Source organism: Streptomyces griseorubiginosus (assembly GCF_036345115.1).
In the GTDB taxonomy this organism is placed as follows: domain Bacteria; phylum Actinomycetota; class Actinomycetes; order Streptomycetales; family Streptomycetaceae; genus Streptomyces; species Streptomyces griseorubiginosus_C.
The window spans coordinates 6,245,106-6,263,646 of record NZ_CP107766.1; the positions used below are offsets into that span (position 1 = coordinate 6,245,106).

The following is an 18,541-nucleotide window of genomic DNA, read 5'->3' on the forward strand; positions in this document are numbered from 1 at the left end:
TCATGGGCGTCTATCACGCGGGCTCGCGGGCCGTGCAGGACCGGGTCGGGGTGCGTGCGCAGGCCGATCACGTGGGCCGCTCGGTCGGCCGGGGCATCAGGGAGGTCGCGGCGGCCTTCCTCGAACTCCAGCCGCTGCTGGTCGTCGGCGCCGCGGATCCCTCGACGGGCCGGGTCTGGGCCTCCCCGCTCACCGGGACGCCGGGCTTCGTGCGGGCGACGGGCCCGCACCGCGTCTCGGTCACCACCGCACCGCCGCCCTCCGACCCCCTCGCGGCGGCCTTCGCCACACCCGGCACCCCCGTCGGCACCATCGCCCTCGACCCCCGCACCCGCCGCCGGATGCGTCTCAACGGCCGACTCACGCCCACCGCACGGGGGTTCGCGGTGGACGCCGACCAGGTGTTCGCGAACTGCCCGAGGTACCTCCAGCGAAGGGAGTCCTACGAGCTCGTGCCGGACCGCCGGCCGGACGAGCCCCGGCGCGCCGCCGAACTCACCGACGAGCAGGCCGGGTTCGTCGCCCTCGCCGACACCTTCTTCCTGGCCACCGTGCACGAGGGCGGGGCGGCCGACGACGAGGGTTCCGCGGGTCACCGGGGCGGCGCCGACGTCAGCCACCGGGGCGGCAACCCCGGCTTCGTACGGGTCGATTCACCGAACGAGCTCAGCTGGCCCGACTACCCCGGCAACTCCATGTTCCTGACCCTCGGCAACCTCACCGCGGACCCCCGGGCCGGACTGCTCTTCCTCGACTGGACGACCGGCACCGCACTGCAACTGACCGGCGAGGCACACACCGAGTTCGGTCCGGAACGCAGGGTCCGCTTCACCGCGCGGGAGGCGATCGAGACCCCGTCCGCCGTCCCGCTGCGCTGGTCCGCGCCCGAATACTCACCGGCCAATCCGGACCCGGCGGGCTAACTTGCCCGTATGCGCAAGAAGTTGAGGGTGGCGGCCTACGCCGTGTGTGTTCGCGACGGTCAGATCCTGCTGGCCCGCTGGCTCAACCACGGCCGGCGTCAATGGACGCTGCCCGGTGGCGGCATGGACCACGGCGAGGACCTCCATGACACCGTGCTGCGGGAAGTGGCGGAGGAGACCGGGTACCGCGTCGAGGTCACCGGTCTGCTCGGGGTGCGCTCGGTGCGCTTCCCGTCCCGCCGCCGCTTCGGCCGCAGGACCGACCAGCACCACGTGGGGCTCATGTACGAGGCCCGCGTCACCGGCGGCGAACTGCGGTACGAGGTCGGCGGCTCCACCGACATGGCCGCATGGCACGACCTGGACGCGGTACCCGCGCTGGACCGGGTGCCCATGGTCGACTTCGGCCTGCGGCTGTGGCGCGAGCGGCCGGTGACCGGGCGGCCCGCGGACTAGGTGTCGTACCCCGCAAGATGAACACGGCGTGACCGCCCCCCGGCCGTTCGACGAGCGCTCCCGAACGCGCGGGGTGGGCGAAGATCCACGTACGGTGATCGGCGTTGCGCGTTGCCGCCTCGTTCACGCGCAGGTCATTCCCGGTGCCAAGCATCCAGAGCGAGCGGGTTGTTCGCGAACGCGATCACCCGCGACCACTGCCGACGCAGTTCGCACTCGGGGAGATCGCGCCATGTCGCGCATACGCTCTGTCGCCAGCACCACGCCGGCGGTCCACCGCCGTACCGTCCTCGCCGCCGCGGGCGCGGCCGCCGCCTCCGCGGGCGTCGGCTACGCCCTGCGGCCCACCGACAGCCAGGCCGCGACGACCACCGGTGCCGCCGGGGCGCCGATGACCCGGACCGTCCACCGGGCCGCCGCCCCGGTCGAGGCCCCCCTCGCCCCGTACACCCGCGGCACCACCGTCGCCTCCATCGCCGCCCCCCGCACCTCCTCCGGCTACCGGCGCCTCGGCGACGGCCCCGGCTGGAGCCGCACGGTGCGCTCCGAACTCGCCGCCCCGAAATCCGGGCGGGCCGGCCGCCGCACCTCGCTTGCCGCCTTCGTGCAGTTCACCGACCTGCACCTGATGGACAGCCAGCACCCGGCGCGCCTGGAGTACCTGCGCTCGACCGACGTGCACAGCTGGCGGCCCCAGGAGGCGCTCACCGTGCCCGGCGCGATCTCGCTCGTGGAGCGGATCAACGCGCTGCGCGGCGGACCCGTCACCGGCGCCCCGCTCCAGTTCGCCATGACGACCGGCGACAACACCGACAACAACTCCCACACCGAGCTCGACTGGTTCCTCACCGTCATGAGCGGCGGCCGGATCACCCCCAACTCCGGGGACCCGCGCCACTACGAAGGCGTCCAGAACAGCGGCCTCAAGCAGTACTGGCAGCCCGACTCCACCACCCGCGACCAGGACAAGCAACTCGGCTTCCCGCACCTCCAGGGCTACCTGGCCGCCGCCATCCGCGAGGTCAACAGCCCCGGCCTGAACATCCCCTGGTACTCCACGGTTGGCAACCACGACAGCCTGCCGCTCGGCTGCTACGGCCACGGCGACTCCTGGCTCGCCGAGTACGCCGTCGGCGGCAAGAAGCTGATGTCGCTGCCCGCGTCCGAGGCGAAGAAGCTCCAGGACATGATCCGCAAGGCCTCCGACCCCCAGGGCCACGCCTTCCGCGACCTGCTCAAGGCGCACACCCGGAACATGCGCTCGGTCACCCCCGACGAGCGGCGCGCCCCCTACACCGCCCGCGACTACCTCAAGGCCCACCTCGACCCCGCGTACCGGGGCGTGGGCCCGGTCGGGCACGGCTACTCCACCGCCAACCTCGACGCGGGCACCCAGTACTACAGCTTCCGCATCGCCGACGACGTGATCGGCGTCAGCCTCGACACCACCGACCCGGGCGGCCACTACCAGGGCTCCATCGGCACCAAGCAGCTGCGCTGGCTGGACCGGACGCTGCGGGAGAACAAGGACTCCTTCGTCGTCGTCTTCAGCCACCACACCAGCGACTCGATGGACAACCTGCGCCGGGACCCGGCCCACCCGGGCGAGCGGCGCTACGGCGGCAAGGACGTCGTCGCCCTCCTCGCGAGCCACAGCAACGTCCTGGCCTGGGTCAACGGTCACATCCACCGCAATGTGATCACAGCCCACTCCGCCCCTGACGGCCGCTCCTTCTGGGAGATCTCCACCGCCTCCCACATCGACTTCCCGCACCTGGCCCGGATCATCGAGCTGGTGGACAACAAGGACGGCACCCTCTCGATCTTCACCACCCTGGTCGAGTCCGCGGCCCCCCACCGCACCGACTTCACCGACCTCTCCCAGACCGGCCTCGCCGCCCTCTACCGCGAACTGGCCTACAACGCCCCGGGTTCGAGCGACAAGCTGGGCGGCGGCTCGGTGGACCGGAACACGGAGCTGGTCCTCAAGAAGGGGTCAACTACCCAACGCTAGAGCGCCGGGCTTGCACAACGTGCATCACTGGCGGTGATGCTGCGTTTGCGTCCAGTCCCGCCCCGAGGGTTGCGGGGTGGCCGGCCTTCAGGTTCGCCTTCAGCGTGGCATATGCGTCACAGGTCTTCTTGATCACATGCTGGGCGGCCTGCGCGCCCAGCATCCAGCGCGACTTGACCACGTCGTAGGCGTGCTTGCGCAGGGGGAAGTTCTTGAACTCCCCGCGCTCGAAGGCGATCTCGCTCACCCACGCGGCGGCCAAATTGCAGGCGCGCAGGGTCGCTTCGAGTGCCGCAGCCTGCTCGGGCGTCGGCAGCAGCTTCACCTGCACCACCAGCTTCACGATCACCGAACGTACACAACAGCACGAGAAGCCATTGCACGTTCGAGATCGACCACCCCATCGAGTGAACGACCGGTCTCACGTGGGCAGTCCCTCGCGCGCGGGACCGCTGGATCTTCCTCGCAAGATTTAGCTGAAACCCGCTCAACCGGCCGGACCAGCCTCAACCTCACCCTCCCGGAGCGAGTCTCTCCCGCCGATCGCGCTCGCCGAGCGTGCCGGAACAGGGGGAAGACATGACCGTACGTACGACTGTGGTGGTCGGGGCGGCCGCCGTGGCGCTCGCGACCGGCCTCGCCGCCCCGGCGATGGCGGCCGGGGCCGACACGCACCCGGCCGACCCGCACGGGGCCACCCGGCAGGCCGTCCGGGCCGCCGTGAAGGACGGTGTGCCCGGGGTGACGCTCACCGCGAAGGACGGCCGGCGCACCTGGTCGACGACCGCCGGGGTGGGCAACCTCCGTACCCACGCCCCGCGTTCGGCGGACGACCGCTACCGGGTCGGCTCGATCACCAAGACCTTCGTCTCCACCGTCGTGCTCCAACTGGAGGCGGAGGGGCGGCTGTCGCTCGACGACACCGTGGAGAAGTGGCTGCCCGGAGTGGTCCACGGCAACGGCCATGACGGCAGCCGGATCACGCTCCGCCAGCTGCTCAACCACACGAGCGGGATCTTCAACTACACCGCCGACGAGACCTTCGGGCGCACCTACTTCCTCAAGGACGGCTTCCTCAGGCACCGTTACGACACCAAGACCCCCGAGCAGCTCGTCGCGGTGGCCATGGCCCACCGGCCGGACTTCGCTCCGGGCACCTCCTGGAACTACTCCAACACCAACTACGTGCTGGCCGGCATGGTGATCCAGAAGGTCACCGGTCGGTCGTACGGCGAGGAGATCCGGGACCGGGTCATCGAGCCCCTCCACCTCACCGCCACCTCGGTCCCCGGCACCCGCGTCACCGTCCCGCGGCCCAGCAGCCGGGCCTACTCCAAGCTCGCGCAGACGGCGACGGGACCGACGTACGACGTCACGAGGCTGAACCCCTCACTGGCCTCCTCGGCCGGTGAGATGATCTCCGACTCGGCCGACCTCGACCGCTTCTACTCCGCCCTGCTGAAGGGCAGGCTGCTGCCGCCGAAGCAGCTGAAGGAGATGAAGGCCACGGTCGCCGTCGAGGGGATCCCGAACGCCAGCTACGGCCTCGGGCTCATCGACCGCAAGCTCAGCTGCGGGGTCCATGTCTGGGGCCACGACGGCGGCATCCACGGCTCCAACTCCGTGGCCGTGACCACGGCCGACGGCCGGCACTCCCTCGCCTTCAACTTCAACGGCGACTGGTCGGGGGACACCGACGCGGTGGTCGAGGCGGAGTTCTGCGGCAGGTAGGCGCCCCGACCCCGGCCGGAAGCACGCAGTTCATCCGGACGTAACGTCCGTACCGCCTCATATCGGCTAACCCGCACTTCACGGGGATGGCTCGATCTGTGTGCAAGGCGGGTGGTCGTGTGCGTACGGGACACGAACTGCGAGTGCTGTCGGTCTACGAGGGCTTCTTCTCCGGTGGGGCCCGGATCGTCCACAGCGACATCGTGCTGGGCCTCACCGAGGGCGGCCAGCGCCACCAGGTGCTGAGCCTGCACGGCGAGGTGCACCGGGAGGCGACCCGGCAGCGGATGACGGACGACGCCTGCTACCGGGCGCTGACCGCCGCCGGAGTGGGCGTCACCTCCCTCGGCCGCACCTTCCACGGCCCCGGCGTTCCGGCCGGCTTCACCGGCCCTGAGCTGGCCGAGACCGCACGGGCCACGGCCGGCGCGGACGTCGTGCTCTCCCTCAAGGAGCAGCCGCTCGGGCTGCTCAACCAGGCGGGCCTGCCGCGCCGCCCGGTGGTGGTCTGTCTGCACCGCTCCGACCCGGAGAACCAGGGCACCGCCCTCGACGAGCTGAAGGCCGCCATCGCCGACGGCACGGTCGTGGCCTGCGTCTGCTGCGCCGAGTCGACGCGGGCCGCCTACCAGGCCGCGGGCGTCCCCGCCGACCTGCTCCACGTGATCCCCAACGGCGTCGACCTCGCCCGCTTCCGCCCCGACGCGGCCCGCCGCCGTGCCCTGCGCGCGGAGCTCGGCATCGACCCCGCGGCCCCCGTGGTCGTCTTCGCCGCCCGCTACGACGGCATGAAGAACGTCCCCCTGCTGCTCGCCGCCGCCCGCGCCTGGCTCGCCCGCGTCCCGGACGGCCGGGTGCTGCTGTGCGGGGCGGGCATGACGGCGGCGAACCCCGGACTCACCGCCGACATCGCGACGGCGTTCGCGGGAGCCGCGGGCCTGGCGGACCGGGGGCTGCGCCTGCTCGGTGTCCGCCGTGACATGGAGCTGCTGTACGCCGCCTCCGACGTCGTCGCCCTCACCTCCGCGTGGGGCGAGGCGGCCCCGCTGTGCCTGATCGAGGGCATGATGTGCGGCGCGGTCCCGGTGGCGACGGACGTCGGCGACAGCGCGGCGATCGTCGCGGGCGTCGGTCTGGTCACCGACCCTGACCCGGAGGCGATCGCGGCGGCCTGGACGCGGGCGGTGGCCTCACGCGCCGACCTCGCCCCGGCCCTCGCGGCGAGCCGGGAACGCTTCAGCCGTACGAGGATGATCGCGTCGTACGCGGCCCTGCTGGACCGCGCCGCCGCGAACGCCACCCGCCCGGCGCTTCCGGAGCCGTTCTAGAAGCGGGCGCTCGCGACAAGGAGGGCTCCGGCGCACGCGACGAGGAGGGGCCCCCGGTTCCCCAGTCCCGGTGGGCCCCTCCTCTCCCCTCCTGATCCCTCCCCGGTCCGTCACTACCGGGGCAGGACCACGACATAGGCCGCGGGATCTCGGTCACCGGAGGCCATCAGGGCCGTACGGACGACCGTGGCCTGCTGCTCCATCGCGTCGCGGAGCTTGCGCGGGGTGATGTGGACGACCGTGATGCCGAGCCGCTCCAGGTGCTCCCGCTTGCGCGCGTACTCCGACCAGAGCGCGTCCTCGTCCTGCCGGGGTGCCCGGGTGTCCAGCTCCACCGCCACCGCCTGCTCGGGCCAGTACGCGTCCAGGCCGCCCAGGTGCGGCCCGCCCGGGAGCCGCAGGTCGACGTTCCACACCGGGTCGGGCAGGCCGTACTCCCGGACCATCCGGTACAGGCGGTCCTCCGCGATGGCGCGGCCCTCGGCGAGCAGGGAGTCCACCGCGTCCACCACGTGCGGGCGGCTCAGCAGCTTGGCGTTGTTCAACTCCCTGACGACGGCGGCAGGTTCGCAGTGGCCGCCGCGCACCGCCTCGGTCAGCAGCCGGCGTACCGCGCCCGGGTCCGTCAGCTCGGTGACCGCGTCCGCGAGGGCGCGCGGCACCGGGGCGACCGGGAGGCCGGTGACCTGCTCGGGGGCCGGGAGCGCCGAGGTGCGGACGATCCGCGCGCCGCCCGCCGAGCGCAGCCGGCGCATCCGCGGCACCAGCACGTCGATCCGGTCCAGGGAGAGCAGCGGCGGGGTCGAGCTGAAGCCGTGCAGGGTCAGCGCCGCCAGGCCCGTGATCATGGCCTCGGCGTACACCGGCCGGTGCGGGTCCTCCGCGCCCGGCTGGGCGGGCACCCCGGTGCCGCGCTCCCGTGCCGCGTACATCAGTACCGCGTGCAGCCGCTCCTCGCTGGTCGGCGGGCCCGGGTGGAGCAGGAAGACGCCCGGGAGGAGCTGCTGCCAGGGGCCGCCGGGCCGGCACTGCTCGTTGGCTTCGGCGGCCGAGACGCCCTGCGAACGGAGGCGGCCGGCCGTCATGACACGGCGGTGCACCTCGGCGAGGTGACGGAGGGGGCGGGGGGAGAGCGGGGGGACCGGGGTGTTGTGGTTCATGCAGCGGAGATTCCCGCACCTGATCGGCCCACTAACCGCTGTTACAAGCCCGTCGACAAATGCGGACAAGACAGCACTAAAGGACGGGTGTTCGGATGCCGAGTAGGCAGCGAAAACCCCTGGTCCATTCGGGTGGGACCAGGGGTTACGGCCGCTGGGGAACGAATTTCGTAACGGCTACCGGACGCTTAAGCTCAGGCCAGAGGTCAGCCTTGGTTGACGGCCTGCGCGTCGCACGCCTGCCCCCGCAGCGTCCGCGCCAGATCGTCCCGCCCCTCAAGGACCAGCCTGCGCAGCGCCGGCGCCGCGTCCTCGTGCGCCGCGAGCCACGCGTCGGCCGCGTCCAGCGTGGCCCCCGAGTCCTGGAGCGAGGGGAACAGCCCCGAGACGATGTTCATCGCGATCTGGATCGAACGGTCCCGCCAGATCCGGGTGAGCGCCGCGAAGTACTTCTCCGTGTAGGGGGCGAGCAGCTCCCGCTGGCTCGGCCGGCCCCAGCCCGCGATCGTCGCCTCGGCCAGCGCGTTGGACAGCGCGTCCGACTCCACGACCTGCGCCCAGCCCTGCGCCTTCACCGCGGCGGACGGCCGCGCGGCCAGGCACCGCACCTGGTGGCGCTTGCCGGACGCGGTGTCGTCCCGGGCCAGCTCCGCCTCCAGCTCCTTCTCACCGGCGAGCCCGTGCACCACGAGCGGCTCCAGGAACGCCCACCGCAGCTCCTGGTCGACCTCCAGACCCGGCACCGTCGACGTGCCGTCCAGCAGCCCCCGCAGCAGGTCGAAGCCGCCCGCGGTCTCGGCCGTGCGGGCGAAGAAGCGTGCCCACGCCAGCTGGTGCTCGCTGCCCGGCCCGGCCCGCTCCAGCAGCTCCCGCTCGGCGCACTCGGCGAGCAGGGCGGCGCCGCGCGGACGCCAGTCGGGGGCCGCGTAGTGCGTGACCGCCGACTCGGCCCAGGCGTGCAGCATCTGCACCACACCGATGTCCGACTCGCGCCCCGCGAACCGCGTCACCAGCTCCACGAAGTCCCGTGCCGGCAGCAGCGCGTCCCGTGTCATGTTCCACAGCGCCGACCAGCACAGGGCGCGGGCCAGCGGGTCGGACACCGAGCCGAGCCCGGACTTCAGGGTCTCCAGGGAGCCCGCGTCGAAGCGGGTCTTGCAGTACGTCAGGTCGTCGTCGTTGACCAGCACCAGCTCCGGTGCCTCGGCACCGGCCAGCTCCGCCACGACCGTGCGCGGGCCGTCGACGTCGACTTCGGCGCGCGCGTACCGCTCCAGCGCCCCGTCCGCCGAAGAGCGGTACAGCCCCACCGCCACCCGGTGCGGCCGCAGCTCGGGGTGCGACTCGGCGGCCTCCTGCACGACCGCCAGCTCGTCCACGAGCCCTTCCCTGGACAGCAGCACCTGCGGGGTGAGCGAGTTGACCCCGGCCGTCTGGAGCCAGGACCGCGCCCACGCGCCCATGTCACGGCCGCTGGTCTCCTCCAGGACCGACAGCAGGTCACCGAGCCGCGTGTTGCCGTACGCGTGCCGCTTGAAGTACCGCCGGGCGCCCTCGAGGAACGCGTCCTGGCCGACGTACGCGACGAGCTGCTTCAGTACGGAGGCGCCCTTGGCGTAGGTGATGCCGTCGAAGTTGAGCTTGGCGTCCTGGAGGTCGCGGATGTCGGCGGTGATCGGGTGCGTGGAGGGCAGCTGGTCGGCGCGGTAGGCCCAGGCCTTGCGGCGGTTGGCGAAGGTGATCCAGGCGTCCTTGAAGCGGGTCGCGCCCACGTTGGCGAAGGTGCCCATGAAGTCCGCGAAGGACTCCTTCAGCCACAGGTCGTCCCACCACACCATGGTGACCAGGTCGCCGAACCACATGTGCGCCATCTCGTGCAGGATGACGTTGGCCCGGCCCTCGTAGGACGCCTGCGTGACCTTGCCCCGGAAGATGAACTCCTCGCGGAAGGTCACCAGCCCCGGGTTCTCCATCGCCCCGAGGTTGTACTCGGGCACGAACGCCTGGTCGTACTTCCCGAAGGGGTACGGGTAGTCGAAGTGCTCGTGGAAGAAGTCCAGCCCCTGCTTGGTCACGAGGAACACGTCGTCGGAGTCGAAGTGGGGGGCGAGCCCCTTGCGGCACAGGGCGCCGAGGGGGATCTCCAGACGGGTGCCGTCCTCGAGGACCCGCTCGTAGGAGTCCGTCACGTAGTGGTAGGGACCGGCCACCACACACGTGATGTACGTCGAGATCGGCTTGGTCTCCGCGAACCGCCACACGCCGTCGCTCTCCGAGCCGACCCCGTTGCTCCACACCGTCCAGCCCTCGGGCGCCCGCACCTCGAAGCGGTACGGCGCCTTCAGGTCCGGCTGCTCGAAGTTGGCGAAGACCCGGCGGGAGTCGGCCGGCTCGTACTGCGTGTAGAGGTAGACCTCGCCGTCCTCGGGGTCGACGAAGCGGTGCATGCCCTCGCCGGTGCGGGAGTAGGCGCACTGGGCGTCGACGACCAGTTCGTTGTCCGCGGCCAGGTCCTCCAGGGCGATCCGGGAGCCGTCGAAGACCTCGCCCGGGTCGAGGTCCCGCCCGTTCAGCGACACGGCCGTGACGCTCGGCGCGATCAGGTCCGCGAAACTGGTGGCCCCCGGCTCGTTGCACCGGAAGCGGATCGTGGTCACGGACCGGAAGGTGCGCGGACCGTCCCCGGCCTGGTCGCCGACCGCCGAGCGCAGGTCGAGCGACACGTCGTACCCGTCGACGGACAGCAGGGCGGCCCGCTCCCGGGCCTCGTCACGGGACAGATTCTCACCGGGCACGGGCGATGCTCCCTCGGATGGTGTTCAGCATGCGGACAGGCCCGATCCTGCCATGTGCTCCTGACATCGGTCAGCCGGGAATGGGCGGGGTGCGGCCGACGTTCTCGTGGCAATCGAACACTTCTTGAGGAGACGCATGTCCGAGACCACCTCCACGAAGACCCCCGTCGACTTCTGGTTCGACCCGCTGTGCCCCTGGGCCTGGATGACTTCCCGCTGGGTCCTGGAGGTGGAGAAGGTCCGCGACATCGAGGTGCGCTGGCACGTCATGAGCCTGGCCGTGCTCAACGAGCCCAAGCTCGACGAGCTGCCCGAGGAGTACCGCGAGCTCCTGGAGACCAAGGCCTGGCAGCCGGTCCGGGTGGTCACCGCGGCCTGGCAGAAGCACGGCTCGGACATCCTCGGCCCGCTGTACACGGCGCTCGGCACCCGGATCCACAACGAGGGCCAGGGCCCGACGCGCGAAGCCGTCGAGGGCGCCCTCGCGGACGTCGGCCTGCCCGCCGACCTGATCGAGTACTTCGACCAGAAGGACTTCGAGTTCGACGCCGAGCTGCGCGCCTCCCACAAGGAGGGCATCGACAAGGTCGGCCAGGACGTCGGCACCCCGGTCATCGCGGTCCCGGGCCCCGACGGCGAGCAGATCGCCTTCTTCGGCCCGGTCGTCACCCCGGCCCCCAAGGGCGAGGAGGCCGCCCGCCTCTGGGACGGCACGGTGGCGGTCGCCTCGGTTCCGGGCTTCTACGAGATCAAGCGCACCCGCACCAAGGGCCCTGACTTCAGCAACCTGTAGTCACTTCTCCGGCTCGGGGAAGGAACCCCCGTCGTTCTGATCCCCGAGCCGCTGATATCGCAGACACCCTTCACGGGCACACCGGTAGTACGAGCCCAGGCGCGTGTGCTTGGGCTTGTGCTCCCGGACGAACTTCTGCTCCTCGTCGGTGAGAGCCCGAAACTCCTGAAGCGACCCACCACAATTCGAGCACCGCATGAACACCGTGCACTCCAGCCCACCCAGGGGCGCGGGGAACTGCGCGACAAGCCACGACGAGACCCGCAGCTAACGTCCGGCCGCCTCCCGAGCCACATCCAACCGTCCCAAATGCTCCTGGAACCCCTTGGAGTAGTACGCGGACCGCCCAGGATCCGGCTCAACAACGGCCGTAGGTTCGGTCCACACCTCGGCATCAAGGGAAACCCCGAACCGCTCCGCCGCAGCCAACACGGCCCCCCGAGCGCCCACCTCCCCCTCCACCACCCGAAGCGGCCGCCCGAGCACATCCGCCAGCAACTGCATCCACGCGGAACTACGGGTCCCGCCCCCGCACACCGCCAACGACCCTGACAGGCCCGCCGCCTCCAGACAGTGCCGAGCCGCGTACCCGATCCCCTCACAGGTCGCCCGGATCAGATCGGCCTTGGTGGTCTCCAGCGACACACCGCTCAGCTCGGCCCGCAGATGAGGCTCGACAAAGGGAGCCCGCTCCCCGGAGGGAGCGAAATAGGGCAGCACCCGCACCCCGTGCGCCCCCGGAGGAGTCGACGCCAGCAACCCGTCCACCTCCGCATGCGTCACCCCCGTCGTCGACAGCACCCAGTCCAGCGCGGCCGTCCCCACCATCGCCGGCATGGCCCGCAGCCGATACCCCGGCCGGTCGGTCGAGATGTACAGCCCGGCCGGCTCACCGCTCAGATCCAGCTCGGTCGTGGCGACCAGCGCCGCGAGACACGTGCCCACGATGAGCAGTCCGTCCCCCGGCTCCGTGACCCCCGCCCCCAGCGCACAGGCCGGCAGATCGTACGGCCCGTTCGAGAGCCGCGTCCCGGACGGCAGTCCCTCCCCCCGAGCCGCCCCCGTGGCGATCCGGTCCTCGACGGAGGGCAGCAACCGACGCCGACGGGTCAGCCCCAGCAGCTCCACCACCCGGTTGTCGTACGTCCGGCTCCGGGGGTCCAGAAAGGGCATCGACGCGTCCGACACGTCCGTCAAAGCCCGCGCAGCCCCCGTCAGCCGCTGGAAGACCATGTCCTTGCAGTACACGGCGGCCGCGGCAGAGTCCAGGGACTTCGGGTCGTACCGGTCCAGCCAGGCCAGCAGCGGACCCGGTGAACCCGGGAACATCGCGCCGCCGGTCCGCCGGAACACGGTCTCGAAGGTGCCGTCCGCCAGCCACTGGTCGAGCAGTTCGTGCGCCCGCCCGTCCATCCAGGACACCGCGGACCGCACCGGCCGTCCCTCCCTGTCGACCAGCCACACGCCGTCGCCCTGTCCGGTCAGCCCGGCCAGCTCCACCGGCTCCGGCACCCGCGCGGTCAGCTTGCCGAGGACGTCGACGACGGCGTCGTAGACCTCGGTCATGTCCTGCTCGACGAAGCCGCCGCGCAGGGAGAGCTCCACCGGGCGCGACTCGACGGCCAGTTGGCGTCCCTCACCGTCGAAGGCGGCGGCCTTGACGACGGACGTGCCCACATCGATACCGACGTACATACGCATTCCCTTCTACGGCCGTCAGGTCAGGCAGTGCGCCAACCGCTCCCCGCGCGCCCAGCGGCCCACCTCCTCCGCCGCGATCCTCGCCGCCTTCTCCGCCACCGCCCGGCTCGCCCCGCCGAGGTGCGGGGTCAGGACGACCCGGTCGGCCAGGGCGTGCAGCCGGGAGTCCGCGGGCAGCGGTTCGAGCTCGTAGGTGTCGAGGGCGGCCGCCGACAGCCGGCCGGCCTCCAGGGCGTCGCACAGGGCGCTCTCGTCGATCAGCGGGCCGCGCGCCACGTTCACCACGACCGACCCCTCCGGCAGCAGCGCCAGCTCGCGGGCGCCGATCAGACCGCGGGTCTCGGCGGTGAGCCGGGCGTGCAGGGTGATGACCCGGGAGCGGGCGAGGAGCTGGTCCAGGGAGTTCACCCGCAGGCCGTGGATCTCGCCGCGCACATAGGGGTCGTACACCATGACCTGCGCCCCGAAGGCGCACAGCACGCGCGCGACCCGGCTGCCGACGGCGCCGTAGCCGACGAGTCCGACGGGCAGGTCCTCCAGCTCCAGGCCGCTGTGCTCGTAGGTGTAGTAGGCGGCGCCGCTCTCCCAACGGTCCTGTGCGGCCAGGAGGTGGTGGGCCTGTGGGATGCGGCGCAGGGCGGCGAGCAGCATGCCGACGGTGAACTCGGCGGTGGCGGCGGCGTTGCGCCCGGGCGCGAAGCACACCCGTACGTCGTGGGCCTTGGCCGCGTCGAGGTTCACGTTGACCGGGCCGCCCCGGCACACCACGACCAGCTTCAGCCGGTCGGCGGCGTCGAGTACCCGCTCGGTGACGGGGCCCATCTGGGTGACGAGGACCTCCGCGCCGTCCAGCGCCTCGATCAGCTCGTCCTCCGCGTCGCTGGCCTCCGTCACCTCGGAGACGGGCCCGAAGGGTTCCAGCGGCCAGCCGAGCGTCAACTCCTTCGTCTCCACGGCGATGTCGCCCAGCTCGGCCTCGACGGCCCCGGCGATCAGCGCCGGCAGTACGAAGTGGTCGCCGGCCGCCACGACACGTACGGGATCGGTCCTCTGGGTCATCGTCGACCTCCGGATCGTCGCTTCACTGTCACGATGTTGAGCCGCCGGTCCGGGGTACGCATAGACCCCGTGCGGGTGGGAGGTGCCCGTAGGGCGGAGATGGCGGAGATGACCGACGAGAACGAGACGGCGTGGCTGGGGATCGACCTCGGCACGCAGAGCGTGCGCGCGCTGGTGGTGACGGCCGCCGGAACCGTGCTGGGCCGGGGCTCCGCCCCGCTCGGCGGCCGGCGTGAGGGCGTGCGGCACGAGCAGGACCCGGGGGAGTGGTGGGAGGCGGCGCGCACGGCGTGCCGGGCGGCGCTCACCACTCGGACGGGCGTACGGATCGGCGGCCTCGCGGTCTGCGGGACGTCCGGGACCGTGCTGCTGACGGACCGGCAGGGCCGCCCGACCAGCCCCGCCCTCATGTACGACGACGCCCGCGCGGCGACCGAGGCGGCCGGGCTGCGGGCGGCGGGCCTCGCGGTCCAGGACACCTGGGCGCTGCCGAAGGCGCTGTGGCTCGTCGCCGCCCACGGCAGGGGCCGGGTCACCCACCAGCCCGACACCGTCACCGCCCGGCTGGTCGGCAGGCCGGTGCCCACCGACTCCAGTCACGCCCTGAAGACGGGCTACGACCTTCAGCGCGACGCCTGGCCGGACATCGCCCTCGACCTCCCCGAGGTGGTCCGCCCCGGCACCCGGCTCGGCGAGGTCTGCCCGGCCGCCGCCGAGGCCACCGGCATCCCGGCCGGGACCCCGGTCGTCGCCGGGATGACCGACGGCTGCGCGGCCCAGATCGCGGCGGGCGCGCTGCGGCCCGGCTCCTGGAACTCGGTGCTCGGCACGACCCTCGTCCTCAAGGGGGCCGCCCCGGAACCGGTCCGGGACCCCACCGGCGTGGTCTACAACCACCGCGCGCCGGACGGGACCTGGCTGCCGGGCGGGGCGTCGAGCGTGGGCGCGGGTGCCCTTCCGGCGGACGCCGACCCCGCGGCCATGGACGAACGGGCGGCCGCGTTCGAACCGTCCGGCGCGATCGCCTACCCACTGGTGTCGCGCGGGGAGCGGTTTCCGTTCCGCGCCCCGGACGCCACCGCCTTCCTCCTCGGCACGCCGGCCGACGACGCCGACCACTGGGCCGCGCTCCTTCAGGGCGTCGGGTTCGCGGAGCGCCTGTGCCTGGACTACCTGCACCACCTGGGCGCCCCGCTCGACGGCCCGCTCACCTTCACCGGCGGCGCGGCCCGCAGCCCGTACTGGAACCAACTCCGCACCGACATCCTGGGCCGCCCGGCCCGAGTCCCGGAACAGCCGGAACCAGCCCTGGGGATGGCCGCGTTGGCGGCTCATGGCGTCACCGGCGAGCCCTTGCCGCACCTCGCGGAGGGCATGGTCCGCATCCGCACGACACTCGATCCGAACCCGAAGCGCACCACGCTCTTCGCGGAGCCGTACGCCCGCCTGGTCGACGAACTCACGGAGCGGGGCTGGCTCCCGACTCCGGTCGCAGCGCATGCGCACGGCCGACTGCACTGACCCAGGGGCGCGGGGCTGCATCAATCTGCGGCTCCGCCGCGGGGCGCGACCAGCCACGACGGCGCCGCACTCGACGACAGGACCGAACCATGAGCACCACCTTCCTATTGACCCGCCACGGCCAAACCATCTGGCACGCCGAGAACCGCTACGCCGGCGTGAGTGACATCGGCCTCACCGACGAGGGCCGCGAACAGGCGGAGGCACTAGGGAGATGGGCCACCACCCACCGTCCCGACGCGATCTGGACGTCGAACCTGTCGCGGGCGATCGCCACAGCCGAGCCGGCCGCACGGGCCCTCGGCATCACCCCGAACCGCGAACCCGGCCTCAGGGAGTGCGACTTCGGCGTGGTGGAGGGCCGCACCCTCAACGAGTTCGCCGCCGAAGTCCCCGACGCGGCCGAGGCGTTCCGCGCGGACCCGGTGACGTACCCCTTCCCCGGCGCGGAGGATCCGACGGCGGCCGCCGCCCGCGGCACCGCGGCCCTGCGCCGCATCGCCGCCGCCCATCCCGGCGAGCGGGTCCTGATCGTCGCCCACAACACCCTGCTGCGGCTGGTGCTGTGCACCCTCCTCGGTATCCCGCTCGCCCAGTACCGCAGAGTGTTCCCGCGGTTGCGCAACGCGGCGATCACCGAACTCCGCCTCGACAAGGACGGATCCGCCGCACTTCTCTCGCTCAATGTGCCGTGCGAGCCGGACCGGTCGTAGCACGATAGGACCATGACGGAGATCGACACCTCGGTGCCGCATTCGGCCCGGATCTGGAACTACTGGCTCGGCGGGAAGGACAACTACCCCGTCGACGAGGCGGCCGGCGACGCCTACACCGCCGTCTTCCCCGGCATCGTCACGATCGCCCGCAGCAGCCGGGCCTTTCTCGGCCGCAGCATCCGGTACCTGGTCGAGGAGGCGGGCGTCCGCCAGTTCCTGGACGTCGGGACCGGGCTGCCGACGGTCGACAACACCCACGAGGTCGCCCAGCGCTTCGCCCCCGAGGCGAAGATCGTCTACGTCGACAACGACCCGCTGGTCCTCGCCCACGCCCGCGCCCTGCTCACCTCCACCCCGGAGGGCGAGACGGCGTACGAGGACCTCACGCTGTACGAGCCGGAGAAGATCCTCGAGGCGGCCTCCCGGACCCTCGACCTGACCCGCCCCACGGCCCTGATCCTCAGCGGCATCCTCGGCCATGTCACCGACTACGACCTGGCCCGGGACCTGGTCCGCCGGCTGCTGGCGGGTCTGCCCTCCGGCAGCTACCTGTGCGTCAACGACGGCTCCCGCGGCACCGACCCGGACTACGAACAGGCCCAGGACGCCTACAACGAGACCGGTGCGGTGCCTTACTTCCTGCGCCCGGTCGAGAAGATCGAGGCGTTCTTCGAGGGCCTGGAACTGGTGGACCCGGGTGTGGTGTCGGTCCCGCTGTGGCGCCCGGACGGCGACGCGGCACCGGCCCCGATCGGCCAGCACGGCGGTGTGGGCCGCAAGCCCTGACGGCCCCCGAACACGGAAGGCCCCCGCGAGTCACGTCCTCGCGGGGGCCTTCCTTTCTCCACCCGCCCCCGTGAAGGTTGAGAAGACGATCACGAGGCGAGGCGCCTTATTGCAAGTAGCTTGCAACTACACATTAGCAACAGGAAGCGCCTTCTGTCGTGCGTATCCGGCGACCGCCAGCGCCAGCGTCATCGCGCCCGTCGCGTACAACTGCACCCGCGTGCCCGGTTCCCGGGCCATCAGCACGAGGATCGCCGCCATGCCCGCCAGGGCGACCCAGGTCAGCAGGGGGAAGGTCCGGGAGCGGCGCAGCCGCAGGTGGGAGACGGCGACGATGGTCCACACGACCAGGACCACCGCGCCGATCATGTTGAGGAGCCAGGAGAAGACGTCGTCGGGCCGCCAGTAGCTCAGCACCACACAGCCGAAGCCGAAGACGCACGAGACCAGCACCGCGATCCGCGGGACGCCGGCGGACACCCGCCCGAGGGACTTCGGGCCCAGACCTCGCGTGACGAGCGAGTAGGCGATGCGCGAGGAGCCGTAGAGGTTGGCGTTCATCGCGGAGAGCAGCGCCACCAGCACCACCACGTTCATCAGCTGCCCGGCACCCGGGATGCCCAGTTCGTCGAGGGCGGCGACGTACGGGCCCTTCTCCACGACGGCCTTCGCGTCCCAGGGGACCAGCGTGACGATGACCGCCATCGAGCCGACGTAGAACAGCGCGATGCGCCACATCGCCGTACGCACCGCGCTCGCCACCCCGCGCACCGGGTCCTCCGACTCGGCGGCCGCGATGGTGACCGTCTCCAGACCGCCGTACGCGAAGACCGAGGCGAGCAGGCCGACGACCAGGCCCTCGCCGCCGCCCGGGAAGAAGCCCCCGTGGCCGGTGAGGTTGGCGGTGCCGGGGGAGTCCGTGCCGGGCAGGACGCCGGCGATCGCCAGGACTCCCAGGACCAGGAACAGGCCGATCGCACCGACCTTCAGGGCGGCGAACCAGAACTCGAACTCGCCGAAGTTCCTCACCGCGGCCAGGTTCGTGGTGCAGAAGACCAGCATGAACAGGGCCACCCAGGCCCACTCGGGGGTCCCGGGGAGCCAGCCGGTCACGATCTTCGCGGCGCCGATGCCCTCCAGGCCCACGGCGGTGCACAGCAGCACCCAGAACGACCATCCGGCCGTGAACCCGGCCCACGGGCCGATCGCCCGCTCGGCGTGCGCGGAGAAGGAGCCGGAGGAGGGGTGTGCGGCCGACATCTCGCCGAGCATCCGCATCACCAGCATCACGAGGAGGCCCGAGAGCGTGTAGGCGAGGACGATCGACGGGCCGGCGGCGGCGATCCCCGCGCCGGAACCGACGAACAGTCCGGCGCCGATGACCCCGCCGAGGGCGATCATCGACAGATGGCGCTGCTTGAGACCGTGGGAGAGCGAGGCGGCGGACTCTTGTGGAGCCTTGACCGTGGTGCTGGGCATGGGCGCGGTTCGTCCAGTGCGTGAGACGGCAAAAACGCCCACAGTCTGGGCGGTCTCCCCTGGTCAGAGAGGAGACCGC

15 protein-coding genes are annotated in these 18,541 nt (G+C 71.8%); 9 read left to right on the plus strand and 6 right to left on the minus strand.

The window, feature by feature from the left end; genetic code table 11:
- Window positions 1–2 precede the first annotated feature (2 nt).
- The 3 genes from OHN19_RS28305 to OHN19_RS28315 all read left to right on the plus strand — a co-directional run bounded on the left by OHN19_RS28305 (window position 3) and on the right by OHN19_RS28315 (window position 3,393).
- On the plus strand, window positions 3–923 hold the full coding sequence (locus OHN19_RS28305) for a pyridoxamine 5'-phosphate oxidase family protein (protein ID WP_330266905.1): 921 nt from the start codon (window positions 3–5) through the stop codon (window positions 921–923).
- A 9-nt stretch (window positions 924–932) separates the two neighbouring features.
- Window positions 933–1,379 (plus strand): NUDIX hydrolase, encoded by a 447-nt coding sequence (locus OHN19_RS28310; RefSeq protein WP_330266906.1) that lies wholly within the window; start codon window positions 933–935, stop codon window positions 1,377–1,379.
- 232 nt (window positions 1,380–1,611) lie between these two features.
- Window positions 1,612–3,393: a TIGR03767 family metallophosphoesterase gene (locus tag OHN19_RS28315; protein ID WP_330266907.1), complete on the plus strand. Its 1,782-nt coding sequence runs from the start codon at window positions 1,612–1,614 to the stop codon at window positions 3,391–3,393.
- Here the strand turns inward: OHN19_RS28315 and OHN19_RS28320 are convergent.
- Window positions 3,380–3,736, minus strand: a complete 357-nt coding sequence (locus OHN19_RS28320; RefSeq protein WP_330266908.1) for a hypothetical protein — start codon at window positions 3,734–3,736, stop codon at window positions 3,380–3,382. The genes OHN19_RS28315 and OHN19_RS28320 overlap by 14 nt on opposite strands.
- Window positions 3,737–3,972: 236 nt before the next feature.
- Between OHN19_RS28320 and OHN19_RS28325 the strand changes: the two genes are divergently transcribed.
- Window positions 3,973–5,124, plus strand: coding sequence for a serine hydrolase domain-containing protein (locus OHN19_RS28325; RefSeq protein WP_330266909.1), 1,152 nt, complete (start codon window positions 3,973–3,975; stop codon window positions 5,122–5,124).
- 143 nt (window positions 5,125–5,267) lie between these two features.
- Window positions 5,268–6,452, plus strand: coding sequence for a glycosyltransferase (locus OHN19_RS28330; protein WP_330269728.1), 1,185 nt, complete (start codon window positions 5,268–5,270; stop codon window positions 6,450–6,452).
- A gap of 113 nt (window positions 6,453–6,565) precedes the next feature.
- Here the strand turns inward: OHN19_RS28330 and OHN19_RS28335 are convergent, their stop codons facing one another.
- Window positions 6,566–7,612: a hypothetical protein gene (locus OHN19_RS28335; RefSeq protein WP_330266910.1), complete on the minus strand. Its 1,047-nt coding sequence runs from the start codon at window positions 7,610–7,612 to the stop codon at window positions 6,566–6,568.
- A 206-nt stretch (window positions 7,613–7,818) separates the two neighbouring features.
- Complete coding sequence (pepN, locus tag OHN19_RS28340) at window positions 7,819–10,407, minus strand: aminopeptidase N (protein WP_330266911.1); 2,589 nt, start codon at window positions 10,405–10,407, stop codon at window positions 7,819–7,821.
- Between the two features lie 136 nt (window positions 10,408–10,543).
- Here pepN and OHN19_RS28345 point away from each other — a divergent pair, with 136 nt between their 5' ends.
- On the plus strand, window positions 10,544–11,200 hold the full coding sequence (locus tag OHN19_RS28345) for a DsbA family protein (RefSeq protein WP_330266912.1): 657 nt from the start codon (window positions 10,544–10,546) through the stop codon (window positions 11,198–11,200).
- A gap of 267 nt (window positions 11,201–11,467) precedes the next feature.
- Here the strand turns inward: OHN19_RS28345 and OHN19_RS28350 are convergent, their stop codons facing one another.
- Both OHN19_RS28350 and OHN19_RS28355 read right to left on the minus strand, forming a co-directional pair.
- Window positions 11,468–12,895 (minus strand): FGGY-family carbohydrate kinase, encoded by a 1,428-nt coding sequence (locus tag OHN19_RS28350; protein WP_330266913.1) that lies wholly within the window; start codon window positions 12,893–12,895, stop codon window positions 11,468–11,470.
- A 21-nt stretch (window positions 12,896–12,916) separates the two neighbouring features.
- Window positions 12,917–13,960, minus strand: a complete 1,044-nt coding sequence (locus OHN19_RS28355) for a 2-hydroxyacid dehydrogenase (protein ID WP_330266914.1) — start codon at window positions 13,958–13,960, stop codon at window positions 12,917–12,919.
- Between the two features lie 108 nt (window positions 13,961–14,068).
- On the opposite strand from OHN19_RS28355, the gene OHN19_RS28360 reads away from it, so the two are divergent.
- The 3 genes from OHN19_RS28360 (at window position 14,069) to OHN19_RS28370 (ending at window position 16,983) form a co-directional block, all read left to right on the plus strand.
- Entirely contained in the window at window positions 14,069–15,481 is a 1,413-nt protein-coding gene (locus tag OHN19_RS28360; RefSeq protein WP_330266915.1) for an FGGY-family carbohydrate kinase, read from the plus strand.
- Between the two features lie 89 nt (window positions 15,482–15,570).
- Window positions 15,571–16,194, plus strand: coding sequence for a histidine phosphatase family protein (locus tag OHN19_RS28365; protein WP_330266916.1), 624 nt, complete (start codon window positions 15,571–15,573; stop codon window positions 16,192–16,194).
- Between the two features lie 12 nt (window positions 16,195–16,206).
- Complete coding sequence (locus OHN19_RS28370; protein ID WP_330266917.1) at window positions 16,207–16,983, plus strand: SAM-dependent methyltransferase; 777 nt, start codon at window positions 16,207–16,209, stop codon at window positions 16,981–16,983.
- A 126-nt stretch (window positions 16,984–17,109) separates the two neighbouring features.
- Here the strand turns inward: OHN19_RS28370 and OHN19_RS28375 are convergent, their stop codons facing one another.
- Entirely contained in the window at window positions 17,110–18,462 is a 1,353-nt protein-coding gene (locus OHN19_RS28375) for an amino acid permease (protein ID WP_330266918.1), read from the minus strand.
- Window positions 18,463–18,541: the final 79 nt, after the last annotated feature.